A 19,506-nucleotide genomic window follows, 5' to 3' on the forward strand; every position below is an offset into this window, starting at 1 on the left:
GTTATATTATTGAAGTTGGAAACTTGCGGGCGTAGTTTAGTGGTAAAACTTTAGCCTTCCAAGCTAATAATGCGGGTTCGATTCCCGCCGCCCGCTTTGTAGATACAACATACCGTGGTATGAATCGTAGAGACGTTCGGTCCGGAACGTCTCTACAATACGTTGAATTATCGGGATGCAATTTTTAACCGAAACGACCGCTAATGTACTCTTGGGTTGCTTTCTGCTTGGGGTCGTTGAAAATTAATTCTGTTCTGTCGTACTCCACCAAATAGCCCATACGAGCACCTTTTTCTGTGGGTTCTACGTTGAAAAATGCTGTCATATCTGACACCCGTGTTGCTTGTTGCATGTTGTGGGTGACGATGACGATGCTATATTGCTCTTTGAGTTCGGTAATCAGTTCTTCAACTCTGAGGGTGGAAAGCGGGTCAAGTGCCGAACAAGGTTCATCCATGAGGATAACATCTGGCTGTACAGCGATCGCTCTGGCAATACACAAGCGTTGCTGTTGTCCACCCGACAAAGATAAACCACTTTGCTTGAGTTTATCTTTAACTTCATCCCACAAAGCTGCTTTTCTCAGACTGGTTTCTACCAATTCATCCATATCACCTTTGTAGCCGTTAATTTTTGCGCCAAAGGTGATATTGTCATAAATTGATTTCGGAAATGGGTTCGGTCTTTGAAACACCATTCCAATTCGACGCCGCACTTCTACCGGATCGATGTCTGGGGCGTATAAATTCTTACCGCAATAAAAAATCTTACCTTCTGCCCGGAAGCTGTCAATTAAGTCGTTTAAGCGGTTATAGCATCGCAACAAAGTACTTTTACCACAGCCAGACGGACCAATAAAGGCTGTTACCTTATTTTTCGGGATATCTAGCCAAATGTTTTTTACAGCTAGGAAATCGCCGTAATAAACGTTCACACCCTCCGTCCGCAATACTGTGTCCGTGTCTTTTACCGTATCAATGTTAGTAGTCATAAAGGAAGGTTTAAGTTTTGTAAAACAGGGTTGTAAGCACCCATCGTCAGTTAGGCTGAAATATTTCCATCGCTATGTCAAAATCTTCCCATAGGAAGATGTCAATCCACAATTATTTTTCCAAATTCTGTAATGATATCAATTCGCGCTACTGACTAAACTTTCTGACGAGTCGCCCAACGAGTGATAATGCTGGTTAATAAAACCAACAGCACTAATATTAAAGAAGCTGCCCAAGCTAGTGACTGCCAATTTTTAAATGGAGATATAGCATAATTGTAAACCAAAACAGCAAGGGAAGCTGTAGGTTTGAATAAGCCATCGGGCCAGAACGGAGAAAATAAAGCAGTGAAAAGTAGTGGTGCTGTTTCTCCAGATGCGCGGGCGATCGCTAGCGTCGATCCGGTGACAATTGCTGGTAAAGCTGCTGGCAAAACCACCTGCGATACTGTTTGAAACTTAGTTGCGCCAATACCTACGGATGCTTGTCGCAAATCTTGTGATACTAATTGTAAAGCTTCATCCGTAGTTCGCAGAATAATCGGTAACATCAAAATTGAGAGAGCAACGCCTCCAGCTAAAGCGGAGTAGGAACCTAACCCCAGCTTATTGAATGTGAGAACCACAATCCCATAAGCAAATACCCCGGCAATAATCGAGGGAACTCCACTGAGAACGTTGGTAGCAAAACGTATTGCCCGCGCTGTCTTTCCAGAGCTAAACTCTGTCAAATAAATTGCCGCCATTACTCCCACAGGAATGCTAATTGCTGCGGCAATTCCTACCATCAAAATTGTTCCCAAAATCGCATTACCAAAGCCGCCACCCTTTCTTAAGGGAGGTGGTGGTAGTTCAGTAAATATGCTGAGATTGAGACTGCTAAAGCCTTTGAAGATAACGTAACCGAGTACAGCTACCAATGGTATAACCGCCATAGCCGCACAAATAAAGGCGACAACGGTCATAATTGTGTTGAACATCGTCCGGGGAGACGAAGGAGCGCGAGTCAGGCTACCGCTGCTGTATCCAGGTTGAGAATTGCCGGAAATATTAGAAGCCATCATTTAATACCAATTATCTACAGCCGCTTGACTCGGAGAACGACTAACTCTGCCAAAATGTTAACAATCAGCGTCAACACAAATAGAACTAAGGCAGCGTACATTAAAGATGCAACTTGCAAACCACCAGCTTCAGCGAATTGGTTCGCAAGTAGAGAAGAAATTGTGTTCGCTGGGGCAAATAGCGAGGTACTAATGTTGTTGGAGTTACCTATCAACATGGTGACAGCCATAGTTTCACCCATCGCTCGACCAAGTGCAAGCATCACAGCACCGACAATCCCAGAAAAAGCTGCTGGGATGAGAACTTTCAAAATCGTTTCCCAACGAGTTGCTCCCAACCCGATAGCTGCTTGACGCAAGCTAGGAGGTACGGAAATCAGCGCATCGCGGGAAATTGCGGTAATAATTGGCAAAGTCATAATCGCGAGGATAAATCCCGCAATCAGTAAATTTGGACCTGTAGGTGCAGTGCTAAAAATTGGCAAAAAGCCAAAAGAAGCATTCAGCCATTTTCCGAAGCTGGTTAAGGGGGGAACCAAGACGAAAATACCCCATATACCATAGACAACGCTGGGAATTGCTGCTAGCAGTTCTACTAAGAAAACTAGTACCAGCTTGACTTTGGGTGGCAGAAAATTCTCGCTGAGGACAACAGCGGTACCAACACCAATGGGTACAGCGATTAACAAACCGATAAAGGCACTCATGAGAGTTCCGTAAACTTGAGGTAGTACGCCATAATCGTCATTGACTGGGTTCCAAGCGCTTTTACCTAAGAAACTCAGACCAAATTTTTGGATAGCTGGGATAGCTCCGACGAATACTTGGAATGCTATCCATAATAAAGTAAAGGCGATCGCAAAAGCAAAAATGCGAGTCAGCCAAACAAAGCCAATATCTAGTGACTTTTCAGCTTCCGAGCGTTGTCTAAGTCCTGATGGAATATTTTGGGGTTGTGTGGTCATACGAACGCAAGCCAATCAAAAAGTTGCGAAAATGCGGGAGCGAACCTTTATTAGTCAATGGTTAGTGGTCAATGGTCAATGGTCAATAGTGCAAAAACTTTGGACTTTGGACTGTTGACTCTTGACTTTGGACTTTGGACTTTGGACTTTTCGTTGTCTTACTTGCTAGCGCTGTTATTATTGGTAGCTCCAACAGCTATTTTATAATCTGGGCTGATGGCATCGGCTGCTGCTGCTACTTTAGTAACCACCGTTGCGGGTAGAGGAACATATCCAAGTTCTACAGCCTGCTTTTGACCTTCAGTTAAACCGTACTCAATCATCGCTTCTACAGCTTTGGCTTTTGCTGCATCAGGATATTTTTTGTGAGCCAAAATCCAAGTGTAGGTAACGATAGGATAAGAATCTGCACCTTCTGGATCGCTAATAAAGGCACGGAAGTCTGCTGGTAAAGCTACTGATTCTAAGGTTTTGGCTGCGGACTGATCGTCAGCTACAACTATTTTGCCAGCCTTGTTTTCCAATGCAGCAAACTTGAGTTCATTTTGTTTGGCATAGCCGTACTCAGTGTAACCAATTGCACCTTGAGTTTGTGTAACTTGCGCTGTAACGCCTTCATTACCCTTAGCACCAACTCCCACGGGCCATTTTACACTTTTGCCATCGCCAACTTTTGTTTTCCATTCTGGGCTGATAGCGCTGAGGTGTTTTGTAAACACACCTGTAGTACCGCTACCATCAGAACGATAAATAACTGTAATTGGTTGATTGGGAAGTTTTGCACCTGGGTTTGCAGCAGCAATTTTCGGGTCGTTCCAAGACTTAATTTTGCCCAGTAAAATATCTGTGTAAACTGCTCGTGGTAGCTTCAGGTCTGGAACATCTGGCAAATTATAAGCCATAACAATGCTACCAGCAGTCATTGGCAGCAAAAGTACACCTTGATCGGCTGGTATCTTGCTGATTTCTTCATCCTTCATTGCCACATCGCTAGCACCAAAGTCTACCGTCCCTTTGGTAAATTGCTCGACACCAGCGCCGCTACCAACTGATTGATAGTTTACTTTCAGGGTTGGGTATTTTTTGTTTAACGCATCGAACCAACTTAGATACAGCGGTGCGGGGAAAGATGCACCTGCTCCAGTTAAGGTTACGTTTCCACCTAAATCCAATTTGCCAGGGCTGGAAGCTGTAGTCTCAGTAGCAGTACCAGAAGTAGCACCTGGATTTTCTGCGGTTTGCTGTCCGCCGCAAGCAGCTAGGCTCATGGAGAGTGCTAACACTGAGATTGAAGCTGTTAGGCGATTACTTTTGATTACATTTAGCCGTGATAGCATTGCTGTCAACTTTATGTAAATTTTTAGGTAGCGCTTTTAAGATACCGCTTTAAGGTAAACACAAGGTTAACAAAGTAAAAAATACTTAAGTTGTTTATCGAAAAATCAAAAATTAAATCATCCCATTTAGTGATATAATTATAAATTTTTTAAAAAATTTGAAATTATATTCAAGTCAGCGTGCGAAAGCGGGAATTTTAGACAAATCTAACCCTTATAAACCCGGTTTCTTGTTGAAACCGGGTTTATAAGTATAAGAGTGCAATCCGGGTACAAAATAATTAACCGCACCCTGTAGTAAAAGTAGCACCCTGTAGTAAAAGTAGGGTGCGTTAGCTTCGCTAACGCACCCTACATAGTTTGAAATATTCGCGTCGAAGTTTGAAATATTCGCGTCGATTTACTTATTAAGTTTTAAATTTCGACTTTTTGCAAGTGCATATATTTTGTTCTTAAGTCCGACTTGCTCAAGTTTTTTTCCGAAAAGTTGACAGAAATGGTCGCTCAAACACTAAATAAAATAAATAGGCGATCGCACTACCGTTTGCTTGAAAAATTGATGGCTTTATATGGTATAATGTAAAATATTTATTTGAAGAACGGCGATCGCGCCCAGGCGGGCGCTTGTTTGCTTTTTAACTATCGCAAGCCAAAAGCGCTAATTGCTAAATAAGTTATAAATTATTCTTAATTAATAAAAGAATTATAACTACGAGAAACCGCAAGCCTGAGCGTTTTCAAAGCTAATATGGGAATGATGGCACTGTTCGCTCCCATTGATAGCATCTATTCCCAAAAGGCATGAGCGAAAATGTGCTACTTCGTAAATCAGCACATACCGCTATAAGTATTAATACTCGTACAGCTTGTTGCTTTTCACTATTGCCTTGTAAATGTTTGCTGCTTCCAATCAATTACTATGGTCGATGATTGGCTTACTCCTGACAATAGGTGGCACCTTCCTAGAGGCTTATGGTATCACTTTACCTTGGAGTTGGAGTCAGCATGGAATTGAGACTTTTTCTTTAGGTGTTAAATATCAAATTGGCGCAGTGCTGCTGGTAGGTTGTTTAGGAGGCAAAAATGCGGGTGCGCTATCGCAAATTGCCTATTTAGTTATGGGGTTGACTTTGTTACCCGTTTTTGCTAATGGTGGCGGTATCGGTTATATCAAAGAGTCTCAGTTTGGCTATTTGTTGGGCTTTATTCCGGGAGCTTGGATTTGTGGCTTCTTAGCTTTTAAAGCTAGACCTAAACTAGAAACTTTGGCGTTTAGCTGTTTTTGTGGCTTGTTAATTGTCCACGTTTGCGGTATTAGTTATTTGATTATCAGCTATATTTTTCATTGGAAAGGTACAGAAACTCTGCCATTAATGATGCAAGCAATCCTCACATACTCCTGGTTGGCTCTACCAGGTCAACTAGCTGTAGTCTGCGCCGTCACTGTAATAGCATATCTATTACGACACTTAATGTTTTATTAGTTCAACGTCATTTGTTGTTTGTCAAAAGCTCGTGACTAATGACTAATGACACTTGACTTTTGACACTTGACTAATTTGCCATGCGTTTAAAAAATCGCCTCTTTTGGATTGCTGCCTTTGTAATTGTTATCTTAGACCAAGTTACGAAAAACCAAGTAGTGTCAGCCGCAAAATCTTGGCAGTTGGAAACTATAATCGAATCAAAAACAGGAAATATAATATACAGACCTACTTTGCCACTCATCCAGGGGATATTTCATTTTACCTACGTAAAAAACGATGGTGCAGCTTGGAGTATACTTAGCGGACATATAGATTTATTGCGCTTTTTATCACTTGCCGTAAGTTTAGTTTTGATAGCAGTAGCGTGCTTTGGTCCAGCCTTACATTTTTGGGATCAACTAGGCTATGGGTTTATTTTAGGCGGAGCGATCGGTAATGGCATCGATCGCTTTATTTTAAGTTACGTAGTTGATTTTCTCGATTTTCGATTGATCAACTTTCCTGTATTTAATGTGGCAGATTCATTTATTAGTATCGGCATTGTTTGCCTGCTGATTTCCTCGTTTCAAAAAACAGAAGCTTCAAGTAGGCGATCGCCTTAACATTCCTTCTCCTGTGAGGACTTTAGTCCTCATCTTAATTTTATTTAGACTAAACTCCTCACAAAATTAAGCCTGCTTACTTTGGAAAACCCCAATAAGCAGGCTTAACTTTCTTTTCTGACGTTTTTCGTTTCAACTCTAATCAACACGATCTTCAAATGCCACCATTAGAAATTGATAATCGGCACTTAGACAAACCGACTATTCCCTGGTGGCAAGAATGCGATTATGTTTGAATTAGCGTGGTTCTAACATTTGCGATCCACCAGTAGGAATTTTTTCCGAACCGGATGGAAGTGTACTTGGACTGCTGCTTGGTTCGATTGTGCTACCTGGGGTGCTCGTCGAATCAGGAGTTGTAGTGCTACCTGGGGTGGTTGAATCCGGAGTTATCGTGCTGCCTGGAACTGGAGTAATTTTAGTTGGGCTGCTCGAATCAGGAGTTGTCAAACTACCTGGAGTACTCGATTCAGGAGTTACCGTACTACCTGGGGTACTCGAATCAGGAGTTACCGTGCTACCTGGGGTAGTTGTGTCAGGAGTTATCGTGCTGCCTGGAACCGGAGTGATTTTGGTTGGGCTATTTGAATCCGGATTTGTAGTGCTTCCTGGATTGGTTGTGTCAGGAGTTGTCGTGCTTCCTGGGGTAGTTGTGTCGGGAATTGTAGTGCTACCTGGGGTAGTTGTGTCGGGAGTTGTAGTGCTTCCTGGAACCGGAGTGATTTTGGTAGGGCTGCTCGTATCCGGAGTTGTAGTGCTTCCTGGATTGGTCGTATCAGGAGTTGTCGGGTCGCTGGGAGTGCTGTTTTCCGGAGTGGTAGTGCCGGGAGTGCCGCTGTCAGGACTAATCCTGTTTGGATTGGTCGTGTCAGGAGTTGTAGTGCTTCCTGGACTGGTTGTGTCAGGAGTTGTAGTGCTTCCTGGATTGCTCGTGTCAGGAGTTGTCGGGTTGCTGGGAGTGCTGTTTTCCGGAATTGCGTTAGGATTTGTCGGACCCGGTGCGGTTAGGTTGGATGGAGTGCTTGGAGTGCTTGGAGTGCTTGGAGTCGCTCCAGTGGTGTCTGGTTGACAACGGGAATTTAGCGGGAAATTTTTACACAAAATTTCCATCGCATCGGCATTTAGCTTGATCTCCGGTGAGGTGCTTGTGGATTGGCTTAGTAGTTCCCTTTGTTCTGGGAATTTGGACGATTGAGCAACAGCAACATTGCTGGTAACTGCTAGGGTAAAGGCTGTACCTATAAGGGTCAGATATTTTCCCTTCATGTTATTTAACCTCAACGGAACACTCCGCCTATTAAATCAAACAATATAATTTATAAAATCTTCCTAAATGATGATGTATATTTTGAATTTAAAATTTGTCTAGTTCCTAAAGCTATAAAATTTACATAATTTGTACCAATATTGGTAGTAATTATCAATACAACTTCAAATAACTATATTTTGTTCGTCATTTACGAAATAGGGATTAGATAATTTGCATTAGAATTATTCCTGAGGTAACTATGTCATAAATTTAACTATCTACCTGCGGAGACATTATATGGTATTGGTGTCAAATGAAATTCCAATAATTCCGTACAGCCAAATTCTACTTTGGCTTATGAGTAAAATGGTGAAATACCAGCATCAAGAGCGCAAATCGACAGTTTACTTGACTAACTAATCGTGGTGTGATATAGCCAATGAGTTCCCCCCACCCCCCTCAAAAGCCAAAAACTTTGCTTGGTCAGGTGACTCAAGCAGTACAAACAATTCAAGCGAGAGTTGATTTTTCCAAACTCGCGCTGCGACCTAATGCCAGAGTACCAGAATTATTGGTGCAGGATTCGGGGGCGGATAAGGCGGAAGTATATCCATTATTAGGCGATCGCTACGTATTAGGTCGCAGTTCCAAATCCTGCGATATCGTCATCCGCAACCCAGTTGTCAGCCAAATTCATCTGTCACTGTCCCGCGATTCTACTCAACGAACTCCGGTTTTTATCATCAAAGATGAAAACTCGACTAATGGCATTTATCGCGGCAAACGTCGCGTCACTTCCCTAGAACTACGACACGGTGACACCTTCACCCTCGGACCACCAGAACTCGCTGCTTCCGTGCGGCTGCAATACGTCGATCCACCACCTTGGTATGTAAAAGCTGCCACATGGAGCGCTTGCGGTGTCGGTGGAGCCACAGCCTTATTCGCCTTGGTAATTGGCGTAGAATCACTAAAATTCTCGGTTAGACCTCTACCCACAGCCACCCGCGCTCCGGTAATCGTTTACGCTCGTGATGGACAAAAGCCATTACGGGAACCTCGCTCTACTTCTCACATCGACAAAAAGCGTTTAGAAGACTTTGGTCCTTATTTGCCCGCTGCTGTAGTCGCCTCAGAAGATAGCCGTTATTATTGGCACTTCGGAGTTGACCCATACGGAATTTTGCGAGCAGTATTAATTAATAGCCGCAGTGGAGATGTGCAGCAAGGTGCTAGTACTGTAACTCAGCAAGTCGCTAGAAGTTTGTTTCGCGATTATGTCGGCAGCCAAGACTCTTTGGGGCGAAAATTGCGAGAGGCTGTAGTTGCTTTGAAGTTAGAAACGTTTTACAGTAAAGATGAAATTTTACTGACTTATCTAAATCGGGTGTTTTTGGGGGTGGATACCTCCGGGTTTGAGGATGCGGCTCGATTTTACTTTGAGAAGTCGGCAAAAGAATTAACTTTGGCAGAAGCAGCGACGTTAGTAGGAATTTTACCCGCTCCCAACGGCTTTGATTTTTGTGGAGAAAGTCGAAATAAGTTAGAAGCAATTGAATATCGCAATCGCGTGCTGAAGCGGTTGCTGGAGATGGGGAAAATCAAACAAGATGAGTATAACCGCGCTAGGCGATCGCCTATCGAAGTTAGCCCCAAAGTTTGCGAACAGCAAGCGAAAACAATTGCACCCTATTTCTACAGTTACGTCTTTCAAGAACTCAGATCGATTTTGGGTGAAGAGTTAGCCACAGAAGGCAACTTTATTATAGAAACTCAGCTAGACCCAGCAATTCAAGCGCAAGCCGAAGCCGCGTTGCGAAATTCTGTCAACAACGGTGGCTCAAGTTTTCGTTATTCCCAAGGAGCAATGGTGACTCTTGATTCTAGCACCGGTGCGATACTGGCGATGGTAGGGGGAACCGATTACAAAAAAAGTCAGTTTAATCGGGCTATCCAAGCAAAAAGACAACCAGGTTCTACCTTTAAAATTTTTGCTTACACTGCTGCCATTGAGCAAGGAATTTCCCCCGGAAGAAGTTATTCATGTGATTCTTTGCGCTGGCAAGGTTTTACCTACAAACCTTGTCGGAGTGGTGCAGGTGGTAGTTTAGATATTGCTACCGGTCTTGCGCTTTCCGAAAACCCGATCGCCTTGCGAGTCGCCAAAGAAGTCGGCTTGAATAAAGTTGTCGCAATGGCACAGCGTTTGGGGGTGAAGTCTTCCCTCGATCCGGTTCCTGGCTTAATTCTCGGTCAAAGTGTAGTTAATGTCACTGAGATTACAGGTGCTTTTGGAGCCATCGGTAATCGTGGTGTCTGGAATCGTCCGCACGCAATTAGCCGGATTTTAGATAGCAGTGATTGTCGCGATCCCAAGGATTTGAAAACTTGCCGCGTCATCTACTCTTTTGACCAAGATCCAGAAGCAAACAAGCGCGTACTCAAACCAGAAATAGCCGATACCATGACCAATTTGCTACGCGGCGTCATCTCCAGAGGTACAGGACGCAGTGCCGCAATTGGATTAGGCGAAGCTGGTAAAACAGGCACAACAAATGACAACGTTGACCTGTGGTTTATTGGCTTTATTCCCAGTCGGCGACTCGTAACTGGTATTTGGCTGGGAAACGATAATAATTCTCCCACATCTGGCAGCAGCGCTCAAGCAGCCCAACTCTGGGGAAATTATATGGGGAGAGTTACAAAATAGGGCATGGGTAATGGGTAATGGGTAATGGGGAATAGGTAATGGGTAATGGAAAAAACAAGCTTGCAATTACCAATTACCAATTACCAATTACCAATTACCAATTCCCAATTACCAATTACCGATATCCCTGCCAAGGAGTGACTTCTAGATTGCCGTTGGGCTGAAATACTACTTGGTAGTGGGCAAGGGGTTGTTTGGTGTTGGGAGCAGCTACATTTGAACCGTAAAGTGCGTTGAATATCTTGGGAAGCGGTGTTTCCCGGAAATAATCAAAAGCTACTTGGTTAAGTGGTTCATAATCGGCGATCGTGCCATCTTTGTTTACGGCGACTCGATACTTCAAATTTTGGGAAAAAGTGGGAGTACCGCTCCAATTTTGGCGAATTGTATCATAAAGCTTCTTATTTAAATCTTTGACGGCGTTGGCATCTGTGATTTTTGCGCCGATAACTTGTGGTGTGTTGGCGTATCCCAGCCAAGGGCTAACTTGCAGCACACCTTGCCGTGTAAATACTACTCGAAATTGAGCGATCGGTTCATTGTTAATGCCCCCACGTTTGGCAGGATTATAAAGTAGTTTAGGCAAAGGAGTTTTTTCTATTGCCTGATTTGCTTCTTTAGTTATCGCTTTATAACCGACGATCGCACCATCTGCTGCCACACCAATACGATAAACTAAATCCTCATTTAATCCTGAGCGATTAGCCCAATCCGGATTAATTTGATTGTATACTTGGCGATTTAATGCCCGCAGTTGAGAGGCATCAGTAATTTCCGGAACTGTTTTTAAAAGGGATTCTAAATCTGTTGTAACTGCGGGTGATGCTGTCGGGGTGGTAGTTGGTGTGGGAGTAGCATTTGCGATGGGGGTAGCAGATGTTGTGGGGATGGCAGATGGTGTGGGATTTGTAGCATCTGCTGCTTTTTGAGTGGTGCTGGGTGTTGTAGAGTTAGTCTGCGCTTGTGGTTGACGCACTTGTGGCGCGGGAATTAAACCGAATGCAAGAGCGCATACAGCCAAACTCGATACACCCACACCCGCTGGTACTGCTTGCTTGATAAATGTTTGGCTAGCCATGCCAGAACCTTTGCCAACAGGTTGTAATTCGAGTGACAACTCTGGTAAAGTTTGGCTATCAGCAAAAAACTGATCCACCGCTTCGACTAAATCAAACAATTGCACGCTATTCAAATCGATTTGAATTGGTGCTTTACCATTATTAGATTTAGCTTCTGCACTTTTTTGTACTTCTGAATGCACAATCAATCTATGTCGATTGCTGTGAATTTTCTGAAACTGCACTAACTCCGATTCTGTGTTGTGTGCGAGTGGGTTCGGTACACTGCTCAAAAATTCTTGAGCATAACCACTAACGGCTCTCACCAAACTTTCAAAAAATTCTCGCCCTCCCACTAATGGCTGTTTGTAGCCAGATAAATAGCATTCTGCATTTACCAAAATTGATAATTCTGGGCGCATTTCTTGGAAGTGTGCCGCTCTTGTGGCATCACTTAAACCTTCTAAAAGCAGCGTGCAATTAGGTAAACTATACTTACGTTGAATATTCATTCTACTTCACCGTCAAAAAGACTAATCCAGAAGCGTTGCATTCCTGCTGTACCTGTACAAAATAATAATTTACTTAACAAATTCATCGCCAGTTCATCTATTTTTTCATCAGAAGTTAATGCCAAAAAACCAGAACGGCGGGGATTCATGCGGCTTTTAAAATGCGCTCTAAATCGCTCTAGATAATTAGAAAGCCGCAAATTTTGTTCTAAGGGAATTTGTTTTTCATTCATTTGTTGATAAATCATTAGCATTTGGCGGATGACAACTGTCAACCGTCGCGCCAAATAGCAAGCGATAACCACCAAAGCTTTCGCCTCGAGAATTGTCAAAGGACGGCGAATATTTGCTCTACGTAACGGGTTAGTGCTACGCATTCGCCATAAATTCACCCGATCTTTAATAATACCTTTGAGATCCAATTCTTCAGCAAATCCCAAAATTGCTTCAGAGCCACCCAGTTCTAAAGCTTCAATTGCTAGTAAAATAAGGTCAATTTGCACGCGGGTTGTACGGGGACATCCTTGTCCCTCAATTGCAGGATCGGGGAGAGTGTCCAGAATCATCGGCGCTGATTTTTGCGTGGGACTACTGTTGAACGGCGTTAAAGAAGCGGAAACATTCATTATAAATACCTTGTGCGATCGCAACAGACTAGGTAAAACTAATTTAAGATAGCTAGTCTAAAAAGTGGACATTTTCACGTGGCAGTAGTAGGACTGCCTAATATATAGATTAATTACTCGTTCTACTCAAAGGTTTCCGTATACTGAAATCGTCAGTTTTTAAGACATAAGTTCAATAGCAACAAGAGGTAGTATAATTCCATCTTTAGCTTGGTGTAGATTCTGATAATCGTCAATGGATTGTGCGTTCTTGAGCAATGATCCCAAGCGTATGACATTATAGTGTACGATTTTTCAGGTATCTAGGACTGGGTAATGGGTAATGGGTAATGGGTAATGGGTAATAATTCTTTTTAAGCGTCCAAGCGTCCCCATTCCCTACTCCCTATTCCCCATTCCCCACTCCCCACTCCCCACTCCCCATTCCCCATTCCCTATTCTTATGGATTTAAAGTCTCTGATTCGTGACATCCCAGATTTTCCTAAACCCGGAATTGTCTTTCGGGATATCACCACACTGCTGCGCGATCCTCAAGGACTGCGTTACACTATTGACATTTTTGCCGAAAAATGCATTGATGCCGGACTGAAAGCTGATTATATTGTGGGGATGGAGTCGCGGGGCTTCATATTTGGTACACCTCTAGCTTATAAATTAGGAGTTGGTTTTATTCCAGTTCGCAAACCAGGTAAGTTACCAGCAGCAGTTCATTCGGTTGAATATGAACTAGAGTATGGTACGGACTGTTTGGAAATGCATCAGGACGCTTTGCACCCCAATAGCCGGGTTTTGATTGTAGATGATTTGATTGCGACAGGTGGAACCGCGAGTGCGACGGCTTCTTTAATACAGAAGATTGGCTGCGAACTTGTGGGATTTGGGTTTATCATCGAGCTACGGGATTTGCAAGGGCGAAAAAATCTGCCGGATGTGCCGATTATCAGCCTTGTGGAATATTAGTCAAGAGTCAAAAGTCCAAAGTATACAGTCCACAGTCGATAGTCCAAAGTCTAAAGATTGACCCTTGACCCTTGACTGTTGACTCTTGACTCTTGACTGTTGACTGTTGACCTTTGACAAACTACTATGACTTCTACCAGAATTTCCTTAGAAACAAGTCGAGATTGGCTGTATAGGCTGGTCACTAGCGAAACCTTTATTTATGTCATGAAGCGGCTATTACAGGCGCTTTTGACATTGTTTTTAGCATCAGCATTGTCATTTTTTATTATGCAGCTCGCACCAGGGGATTATGTCAGTTCCTTGGAGGCAAATCCGAAAATTTCTAAAGAACGAATTGACGAACTGCGACGACAGTTTGGTTTGGATAAGTCTTGGCTGGAACAATTTGGACTTTGGTTGTGGAATATTTTGACACGGGGAGATTTTGGGACGAGTTTTTCTTATAATCGTTCTGTGGCATCTTTGTTGTGGGAACGTGTACCAGCAACGTTGCTGATGGCGATCGCTTCTTTGATTGTAACTTGGGCGATCGCTATCCCTTTAGGCATCACCGCCGCCGTCAAACAAAATCGCGCTTACGACCGGATTTTGCAAGTCTTAAGCTACCTCGGACAAGGATTTCCCAGTTTCATTGCCGCTTTGTTTTTACTGTTCTTTGCCCAAATCACCACCCCCCTGTTTCCCGTAGGTGGTATGACCAGCATTTATCACAGCGACCTCTCCCCAATTGGGAAAATTATAGATATAGGCTGGCACTTAATTTTACCCACCATCGCTTTAAGCATCACTAGCTTTGCTGGTTTACAGCGAATCACTCGCGGCGAAATGTTAGATGTACTGCGTCAAGATTACATCCAAACGGCTCGCGCTAAAGGATTGCCCGAAAACCGCGTTATTTACGTTCATGCCCTTCGTAACGCCGTTAACCCCTTAATTACATTATTGGGCTTTGAATTGGCTAGTTTATTAAGCGGCGCTTTCATTACTGAGCAGTTTTTTAACTGGCCCGGTTTGGGAAAGTTGACTTTACAAGCTTTATTTAATTTAGATGTACCTCTAGCAATGGCAAGCTTGGTAATGGGTGCAGTACTCCTAATTGTCGGCAATTTAGTCGCCGACTTAATGCTGAAAGCAGCCGATCCGCGCATTCGCCTAGAAAATTTGAATTAGTTGCTTGTTAGTTGGTTGTTAGTAGTTAGTTGTTAGTTGTTAGCTATAGGGCATTGGGATTGGTAATTTTAACTTTCCCTGCCTCCCCTGCCTCCCCTGCCTCCCCTGCCTCCCCTGCCTCCCCTGCCTCCCCTGCCCCCTTGTCCCCCCATCTCCCCCTCCCCCCCTCTCCCCCTCCCCTCAATGCTGTCGGAAGTTTATTATCTAATACGCTCAAAATCTGACGGTAGTTATCTTACTGCCCGTCCTAACTCGCAAGGAACAAGCTATTTGTTGCTATTTGGCGAACATTTTGATGCCCTCAGCTACCTCAACACCCACGCCGCAGAACTGGCAAGCCGCTTTTCTGTAGAATCTATTCCAGGGACGCAGGTAAAAAGTTTGCTGAAACGCTGGGGTTTCAGCGGTGTGGGCATTGTTACAGATCCGTTGTTACCCAATGTAGAATTTTTGCAGCAAAGTTGAAGAGCGGGAATGGGGCAATGGGCAATGGGCATTGGGCATGGAAAGAATCGTATTAGAACACGCACCCGCGTAAAGCTGCTTCTTTAATTCCCAATGCCCATTGCCCCATGCCCATTGCCCCATTCCCCATTCCCCATTCCCCATTCCCTAGACTGCTGCTTTTTCTAATATCAATTTAGAACCTTTGAGCGCTTCCGGAATTGAGGTGGGGTAATCGCCGGTAAAGCAAGCGGAACAAAAACTATTAGTGTCTTCTCGCGTTGCTTCTAGCATTCCTTTCCAACTGAGATAGGCTAGGCTATCTACTTCTAGTTGTTTGGCAATTTCTTCTACTGATTTAGTGGCAGCAATTAGCTGATCCTGGGTGTCGGTGTCGATACCGTAGAAACAAGGGTGAGTTACTGGGGGTGAGGAAATTCGCATATGCACTTCCACAACACCCGCATCCCGCAAGGTTTTGACGAGTTTTCGGCTGGTTGTACCCCGGACGATAGAATCATCCACAATCACCACTCTTTTGCCGTATAGGACATCTTTGAGGGGATTGAGTTTCATTTTGATTCCCGATTCGCGCATCATTTGTGTTGGTTGAATGAAGGTGCGCCCGACGTAACGATTTTTAATCAGTCCTTCAGCGTAGGGAATACCAGAAGCTTGAGAAAAGCCGATCGCAGCTGGTACACCAGAATCGGGAACACCAAATACAATATCTGCTTCTACAGCAGATTCTTCAGCCAGTCGCCGCCCTAACCGCAGTCGGTAGCTGTACAATGTTTCATCGTTCATCATACTGTCGGGGCGAGCGAAGTAAATCATCTCAAAGATACACAGCTTCTTTTGGGGTTGTTGACTCCAGGGGAACGAAGCTAAACCATCTTCGGTAATCCAAACTAATTCGCCCGGTTCTACATCGCGCAGATAATCGGCACCAATGATATCTAGTCCACAAGTTTCGGATGCGAGTACGTAGCGAACTGGATTTTCTCCCAAGGTGCCAATTACTAGGGGACGAATGCCATTAGGATCGCGAACACCCATAACACCAGTTGGAGTGCCAATTACTAAACTAAAAGCACCTTGACAGCGGTTAAATGCGCGAATGCAGCCTTCTAACCAGTCTGCACCAGCATTGATTTCTTCGGCGATCGCAAAAGCAATCATTTCTGAATCGGTTGTCGTCACTAAGTTGCATTTGCTCTTTAGCAATTCTTCCCGTAGATGCCCGGTATTGACTAAATTACCATTATGTGCTAAAGCTATTGAACCCAAGCGAGTATCGACAACAGCAGGCTGGGCGTTAACTTTCCGGCTGGAACCTGTAGTTGAGTAACGAGTGTGACCAACGGCTAAGTTACCTGGTAACTTACTCAAAGTTGATTCGTTAAACACATGGGATACCAAACCCATGTCTTTGTGCAGGTGTACTTGTTCCCCTGCAAATGTGGCAATTCCCGCTGACTCTTGACCTCGGTGTTGAAGGGCGTAAAGTCCAAAGTAGGTCAGTTTGGCGACGTCTTCCCCTGGTGCGTAGATGCCAAAAACGCCGCAAGCTTCTTCTGGCTTATCAGCACGGGTTTCAATTTCGGCGTGGTCATCCAAGGAGACGGAATGGTTAGGAATCATGCTATAGCTTTGCTCCAGATGAGGTTTTGAGTCAGTGGGGTGGATATATAAGTGATTGTTTTCAGAAATATTAACTGACCTTAACAAATCGTTAACAATCTATATATATATAACAGTACCTTAATCATGCTTGCTATCCCCAAGCATTCGTGATGAATAGTCACAGAGTGAGAAGCAAGAAGTAAAAGTCATAACTTTGCGCTGACTAACTCATAACTTTTAACTCGGCACCTTTTAAACGTCTTTCAATCGCATGGGAATAGCGATCGCTCATATCTTCGATCCTAACCTTGATTAAACTTTGGTTATCAGAGGTTAACACCCCCAAATCAGTGTTGGAATTACTAACCTTGCCAAGTTGTTGCCAATAATTAGCCAATTGTTCATTTAATAAAGATTCCCAAACTTCTTGGTGTTCTAACGCTACAGAAACTATAATTCGCGCTCCACCTTCAGAAAACAGCACCTCATCCCATCTTTGAGAAATGCTTGATGCTAATCCTAAATTAATTTCGGCACCAAGTTTGCCAGCAATGCAACATTCTGCCAATGCAACAGCTAAACCACCTTCAGCACAATCATGAGCCGAACGAATCCAACCATTGCGAATTCCTTCACGGCAAACTTTTTGTACACACCTTTCCAATTCAAAATCTACCCGTGGAGGGTGTCCAGCTACAGTATTATGGATAGTGGCTAAATATTCTGATGCTCCCAATTCAACTTTAGATTCTAAAGGCAATCCTAAAAGATAAATAATATCGCCTTCAGCTTGCCATGCTTGACCGCAAATTTTGCTCAAATCAGGAATCAACCCGACCATCCCCACAACCGGGGTAGGATAAATTGGTTGCGGGTTGCCTTCTGAGTCGAAAGTTTCATTATAAAGTGAGACATTACCGCCAGTAACCGGCGTTGCTAATTCTCGGCAACCTTCAGCCAAACCGCGACAAGCTTCTGCTAATTGCCAATAACCAATCGGTTTTTCCGGACTGCCGAAATTTAAGTTATCAGTCACCGCTAAAGGTTCAGCACCCACACAACTGAGATTGCGTGCAGCTTCAGCAACAACTGCCTTAGCACCCTCGTAAGGGTCAAGATAAACGTAACGAGGATTGCAATCAACTGTAGCAGCAACAGCGCTTTGGGGAGTGGGGGTTTCGGAGGGAGATGAGGGAGATGAGGAGGTAGGAGAAGAATTCTCTTCGTCCCCCTGCTCCCTGCCCCCTGCCCCCTGCCCCCTGCCCCCTCCCCCACTCCCCCCATCCTCAAGGGGACGCAACCGGACGACGGCGGCATCAGCGCCACCTGGTAAGATGACGGTGTTATTTTGGACTTGATGATCGTATTGGCGATAAACCCAACGTTTTGATGCGATCGTTGGTGTATCGAGTAAAGTCAAAAGAATATCATTCCAACTTTGCAAGCTTCCTTGAATTTCAATGCCAGCAGTTGTGCAAGCGGGGAGAGAATCAGGCGTCCATTCCCAAGCTTTAATAGCATACTCTGGTGGTTCTGTCAATAATTCTCGTTCATACAGTGGAGTATTTTCTGCCAAAGCTTCAGCGGGAATTTCTGCGGCAATTCCACCTTGGAATAATATTCTAACAATGGGTTCGGCTATAACTTCCCCCGCAACAACCGCTTGCAGTCCCCACCGATGGAAAATGTCGATTAACTCTTGTTCGCGTCCCTTGTGTGCCACAAACAGCATTCTTTCTTGAGATTCCGAAAGCAGATATTCATAGGGAACCATACCCGATTCTCGCACGGGTATTTTATCTAAATCCAGTTCAATGCCGACACCGCCTTTTGCAGCCATTTCTGATGTGGAACAGGTGATGCCAGCTGCACCCATATCCTGTGCTGCGACGACAGCACCTGTTTTAAAGGCTTCCAGACAAGCTTCAATTAACGACTTTTCCAAAAAAGGATCGCCAACTTGCACCGCTGGACGGTTATCTAGTGATTCATCGCTAAGTTCTGCACTGGCAAAACTTGCACCACCCATACCATCGCGTCCGGTGGTGGAACCGACATACAATACTGGGTTCCCTAAACCAGATGCGCCAGATTTGACGATTTCTGGAGTTTCCATCAATCCTAGCGCCATCACGTTTACTAGGGGATTCCCGGAGTAAGCAGAGTCAAAATAAACTTCGCCACCGACAGTGGGAACCCCAACGCAATTACCATAATGAGAAATTCCTGCAACCACACCGCTGAAAAGCCGTTGAGTTTTGGTATCTTCCAGAGAACCGAAGCGCAGGGAGTTTAAAAGAGCAATGGGACGCGCACCCATTGTAAAGATATCTCTGAGGATACCTCCTACGCCTGTGGCGGCTCCTTGAAAAGGTTCGACGGCTGAGGGGTGATTATGAGATTCGATTTTAAACGCAAGTTGCAGCCCGTCGCCTAAATCGACAACGCCGGCATTTTCACCCGGACCAACGAGGATGCGCGGTCCGGTTGTGGGAAACTGTTTTAATAGCGGTCGTGAATTTTTGTAACAACAATGCTCTGACCACATCACCCCAAACATTCCCAGTTCGGCTTTGTTGGGATGACGCCCTAACCTGCGGACAATTTCTTCATATTCTTCTGGCTTTAAACCTTCTGCGGCGATTTCTTCAGGGGAAAAGGCTGGTTTTGAGCTTGCAGTCATGGAAGTAATGCACTCTGG

16 protein-coding genes and 1 tRNA gene are annotated in these 19,506 nt (G+C 44.2%); 7 read left to right on the forward strand and 10 right to left on the reverse strand.

The window, feature by feature from the left end; genetic code table 11:
- The first annotated feature begins 25 nt into the window (after positions 1–25).
- A tRNA-Gly gene (locus tag PI95_RS05390) sits at positions 26–96 on the forward strand.
- 88 nt (positions 97–184) lie between these two features.
- Here the strand turns inward: PI95_RS05390 and pstB are convergent.
- From pstB to pstS, 4 genes are all read right to left on the reverse strand, one after another.
- The gene (gene pstB, locus PI95_RS05395) at positions 185–991 is read right to left on the reverse strand and encodes a phosphate ABC transporter ATP-binding protein PstB (protein ID WP_039753741.1); all 807 of its coding nucleotides are present in this window, start codon (positions 989–991) and stop codon (positions 185–187) included.
- 155 nt (positions 992–1,146) lie between these two features.
- Positions 1,147–2,055, reverse strand: coding sequence for a phosphate ABC transporter permease PstA (pstA, locus tag PI95_RS05400; protein WP_236116944.1), 909 nt, complete (start codon positions 2,053–2,055; stop codon positions 1,147–1,149).
- A 14-nt stretch (positions 2,056–2,069) separates the two neighbouring features.
- Positions 2,070–3,020 carry a phosphate ABC transporter permease subunit PstC gene (pstC, locus tag PI95_RS05405; protein ID WP_039753739.1) on the reverse strand — a complete coding sequence of 317 codons (951 nt, stop codon included), beginning with the start codon at positions 3,018–3,020 and terminating at the stop codon, positions 2,070–2,072.
- Positions 3,021–3,178: 158 nt separating this feature from the next.
- A complete protein-coding gene (gene pstS / locus PI95_RS05410; RefSeq protein WP_039753737.1) occupies positions 3,179–4,357 on the reverse strand; it encodes a phosphate ABC transporter substrate-binding protein PstS in 1,179 nt (392 codons plus the stop codon).
- Positions 4,358–5,250: 893 nt separating this feature from the next.
- Between pstS and PI95_RS05415 the strand changes: the two genes are divergently transcribed.
- Complete coding sequence (locus PI95_RS05415; protein ID WP_039753734.1) at positions 5,251–5,841, forward strand: biotin transporter BioY; 591 nt, start codon at positions 5,251–5,253, stop codon at positions 5,839–5,841.
- An 80-nt stretch (positions 5,842–5,921) separates the two neighbouring features.
- On the forward strand, positions 5,922–6,446 hold the full coding sequence (gene lspA, locus PI95_RS05420) for a signal peptidase II (protein WP_039753733.1): 525 nt from the start codon (positions 5,922–5,924) through the stop codon (positions 6,444–6,446).
- 237 nt (positions 6,447–6,683) lie between these two features.
- On the opposite strand, the gene PI95_RS05425 is transcribed toward lspA, so the two are convergent.
- Positions 6,684–7,712: a hypothetical protein gene (locus PI95_RS05425; protein ID WP_201280304.1), complete on the reverse strand. Its 1,029-nt coding sequence runs from the start codon at positions 7,710–7,712 to the stop codon at positions 6,684–6,686.
- A 422-nt stretch (positions 7,713–8,134) separates the two neighbouring features.
- Between PI95_RS05425 and PI95_RS05430 the strand changes: the two genes are divergently transcribed.
- Complete coding sequence (locus PI95_RS05430; RefSeq protein ID WP_039753732.1) at positions 8,135–10,405, forward strand: transglycosylase domain-containing protein; 2,271 nt, start codon at positions 8,135–8,137, stop codon at positions 10,403–10,405.
- A gap of 115 nt (positions 10,406–10,520) precedes the next feature.
- Here PI95_RS05430 and PI95_RS05435 read toward each other — a convergent pair whose 3' ends face one another.
- Entirely contained in the window at positions 10,521–11,975 is a 1,455-nt protein-coding gene (locus tag PI95_RS05435; RefSeq protein ID WP_039753731.1) for a DUF4335 domain-containing protein, read from the reverse strand.
- Positions 11,972–12,601, reverse strand: a complete 630-nt coding sequence (locus PI95_RS05440; RefSeq protein WP_039753730.1) for a DUF3038 domain-containing protein — start codon at positions 12,599–12,601, stop codon at positions 11,972–11,974. Before PI95_RS05440 ends, PI95_RS05435 begins: the two co-directional genes overlap by 4 nt.
- A 442-nt stretch (positions 12,602–13,043) precedes the next feature.
- Between PI95_RS05440 and PI95_RS05445 the strand changes: the two genes are divergently transcribed.
- The 3 genes from PI95_RS05445 (at position 13,044) to PI95_RS05455 (ending at position 15,200) form a co-directional block, all read left to right on the forward strand.
- Positions 13,044–13,562, forward strand: a complete 519-nt coding sequence (locus PI95_RS05445; RefSeq protein WP_039753728.1) for an adenine phosphoribosyltransferase — start codon at positions 13,044–13,046, stop codon at positions 13,560–13,562.
- A 126-nt stretch (positions 13,563–13,688) separates the two neighbouring features.
- Positions 13,689–14,735 (forward strand): ABC transporter permease, encoded by a 1,047-nt coding sequence (locus tag PI95_RS05450; RefSeq protein ID WP_039753726.1) that lies wholly within the window; start codon positions 13,689–13,691, stop codon positions 14,733–14,735.
- 183 nt (positions 14,736–14,918) lie between these two features.
- The gene (locus PI95_RS05455) at positions 14,919–15,200 is read left to right on the forward strand and encodes a hypothetical protein (protein ID WP_039753725.1); all 282 of its coding nucleotides are present in this window, start codon (positions 14,919–14,921) and stop codon (positions 15,198–15,200) included.
- Here the strand turns inward: PI95_RS05455 and PI95_RS05460 are convergent.
- The 3 genes from PI95_RS05460 to purL all read right to left on the reverse strand — a co-directional run bounded on the left by PI95_RS05460 (position 15,168) and on the right by purL (position 19,488).
- The gene (locus PI95_RS05460) at positions 15,168–15,344 is read right to left on the reverse strand and encodes a hypothetical protein (protein WP_163518636.1); all 177 of its coding nucleotides are present in this window, start codon (positions 15,342–15,344) and stop codon (positions 15,168–15,170) included. The genes PI95_RS05455 and PI95_RS05460 overlap by 33 nt on opposite strands.
- A gap of 3 nt (positions 15,345–15,347) precedes the next feature.
- A complete protein-coding gene (gene purF, locus PI95_RS05465) occupies positions 15,348–16,823 on the reverse strand; it encodes an amidophosphoribosyltransferase (protein ID WP_039753724.1) in 1,476 nt (491 codons plus the stop codon).
- 205 nt (positions 16,824–17,028) lie between these two features.
- Positions 17,029–19,488 (reverse strand): phosphoribosylformylglycinamidine synthase subunit PurL, encoded by a 2,460-nt coding sequence (gene purL, locus PI95_RS05470; RefSeq protein ID WP_039753723.1) that lies wholly within the window; start codon positions 19,486–19,488, stop codon positions 17,029–17,031.
- Positions 19,489–19,506: the final 18 nt, after the last annotated feature.

This window comes from Hassallia byssoidea VB512170 (genome assembly GCF_000817785.2).
In the GTDB taxonomy this organism is placed as follows: Bacteria; Cyanobacteriota; Cyanobacteriia; order Cyanobacteriales; family Nostocaceae; genus Hassallia; species Hassallia carrinoi.

Bases quoted from the DNA above. Each gene is read 5' to 3' on its own strand.
- purF (WP_039753724.1), bottom strand. From the start codon at position 16,823: ATGATTCCTAACCATTCCGTCTCCTTGGATGACCACGCCGAAATTGAA.
- purL (WP_039753723.1), bottom strand. From the start codon at position 19,488: ATGACTGCAAGCTCAAAACCAGCCTTTTCCCCTGAAGAAATCGCCGCA.
- PI95_RS05435 (WP_039753731.1), bottom strand. From the start codon at position 11,975: ATGAATATTCAACGTAAGTATAGTTTACCTAATTGCACGCTGCTTTTA.
- PI95_RS05430 (WP_039753732.1), top strand. From the start codon at position 8,135: ATGAGTTCCCCCCACCCCCCTCAAAAGCCAAAAACTTTGCTTGGTCAG.
- pstB (WP_039753741.1), bottom strand. From the start codon at position 991: ATGACTACTAACATTGATACGGTAAAAGACACGGACACAGTATTGCGG.
- pstS (WP_039753737.1), bottom strand. From the start codon at position 4,357: ATGCTATCACGGCTAAATGTAATCAAAAGTAATCGCCTAACAGCTTCA.
- PI95_RS05440 (WP_039753730.1), bottom strand. From the start codon at position 12,601: ATGAATGTTTCCGCTTCTTTAACGCCGTTCAACAGTAGTCCCACGCAA.
- PI95_RS05415 (WP_039753734.1), top strand. From the start codon at position 5,251: ATGTTTGCTGCTTCCAATCAATTACTATGGTCGATGATTGGCTTACTC.
- PI95_RS05425 (WP_201280304.1), bottom strand. From the start codon at position 7,712: ATGAAGGGAAAATATCTGACCCTTATAGGTACAGCCTTTACCCTAGCA.
- PI95_RS05450 (WP_039753726.1), top strand. From the start codon at position 13,689: ATGACTTCTACCAGAATTTCCTTAGAAACAAGTCGAGATTGGCTGTAT.
- PI95_RS05445 (WP_039753728.1), top strand. From the start codon at position 13,044: ATGGATTTAAAGTCTCTGATTCGTGACATCCCAGATTTTCCTAAACCC.
- PI95_RS05460 (WP_163518636.1), bottom strand. From the start codon at position 15,344: ATGGGGAATGGGGAATGGGGAATGGGGCAATGGGCATGGGGCAATGGG.
- pstA (WP_236116944.1), bottom strand. From the start codon at position 2,055: ATGATGGCTTCTAATATTTCCGGCAATTCTCAACCTGGATACAGCAGC.
- PI95_RS05455 (WP_039753725.1), top strand. From the start codon at position 14,919: ATGCTGTCGGAAGTTTATTATCTAATACGCTCAAAATCTGACGGTAGT.
- pstC (WP_039753739.1), bottom strand. From the start codon at position 3,020: ATGACCACACAACCCCAAAATATTCCATCAGGACTTAGACAACGCTCG.
- lspA (WP_039753733.1), top strand. From the start codon at position 5,922: ATGCGTTTAAAAAATCGCCTCTTTTGGATTGCTGCCTTTGTAATTGTT.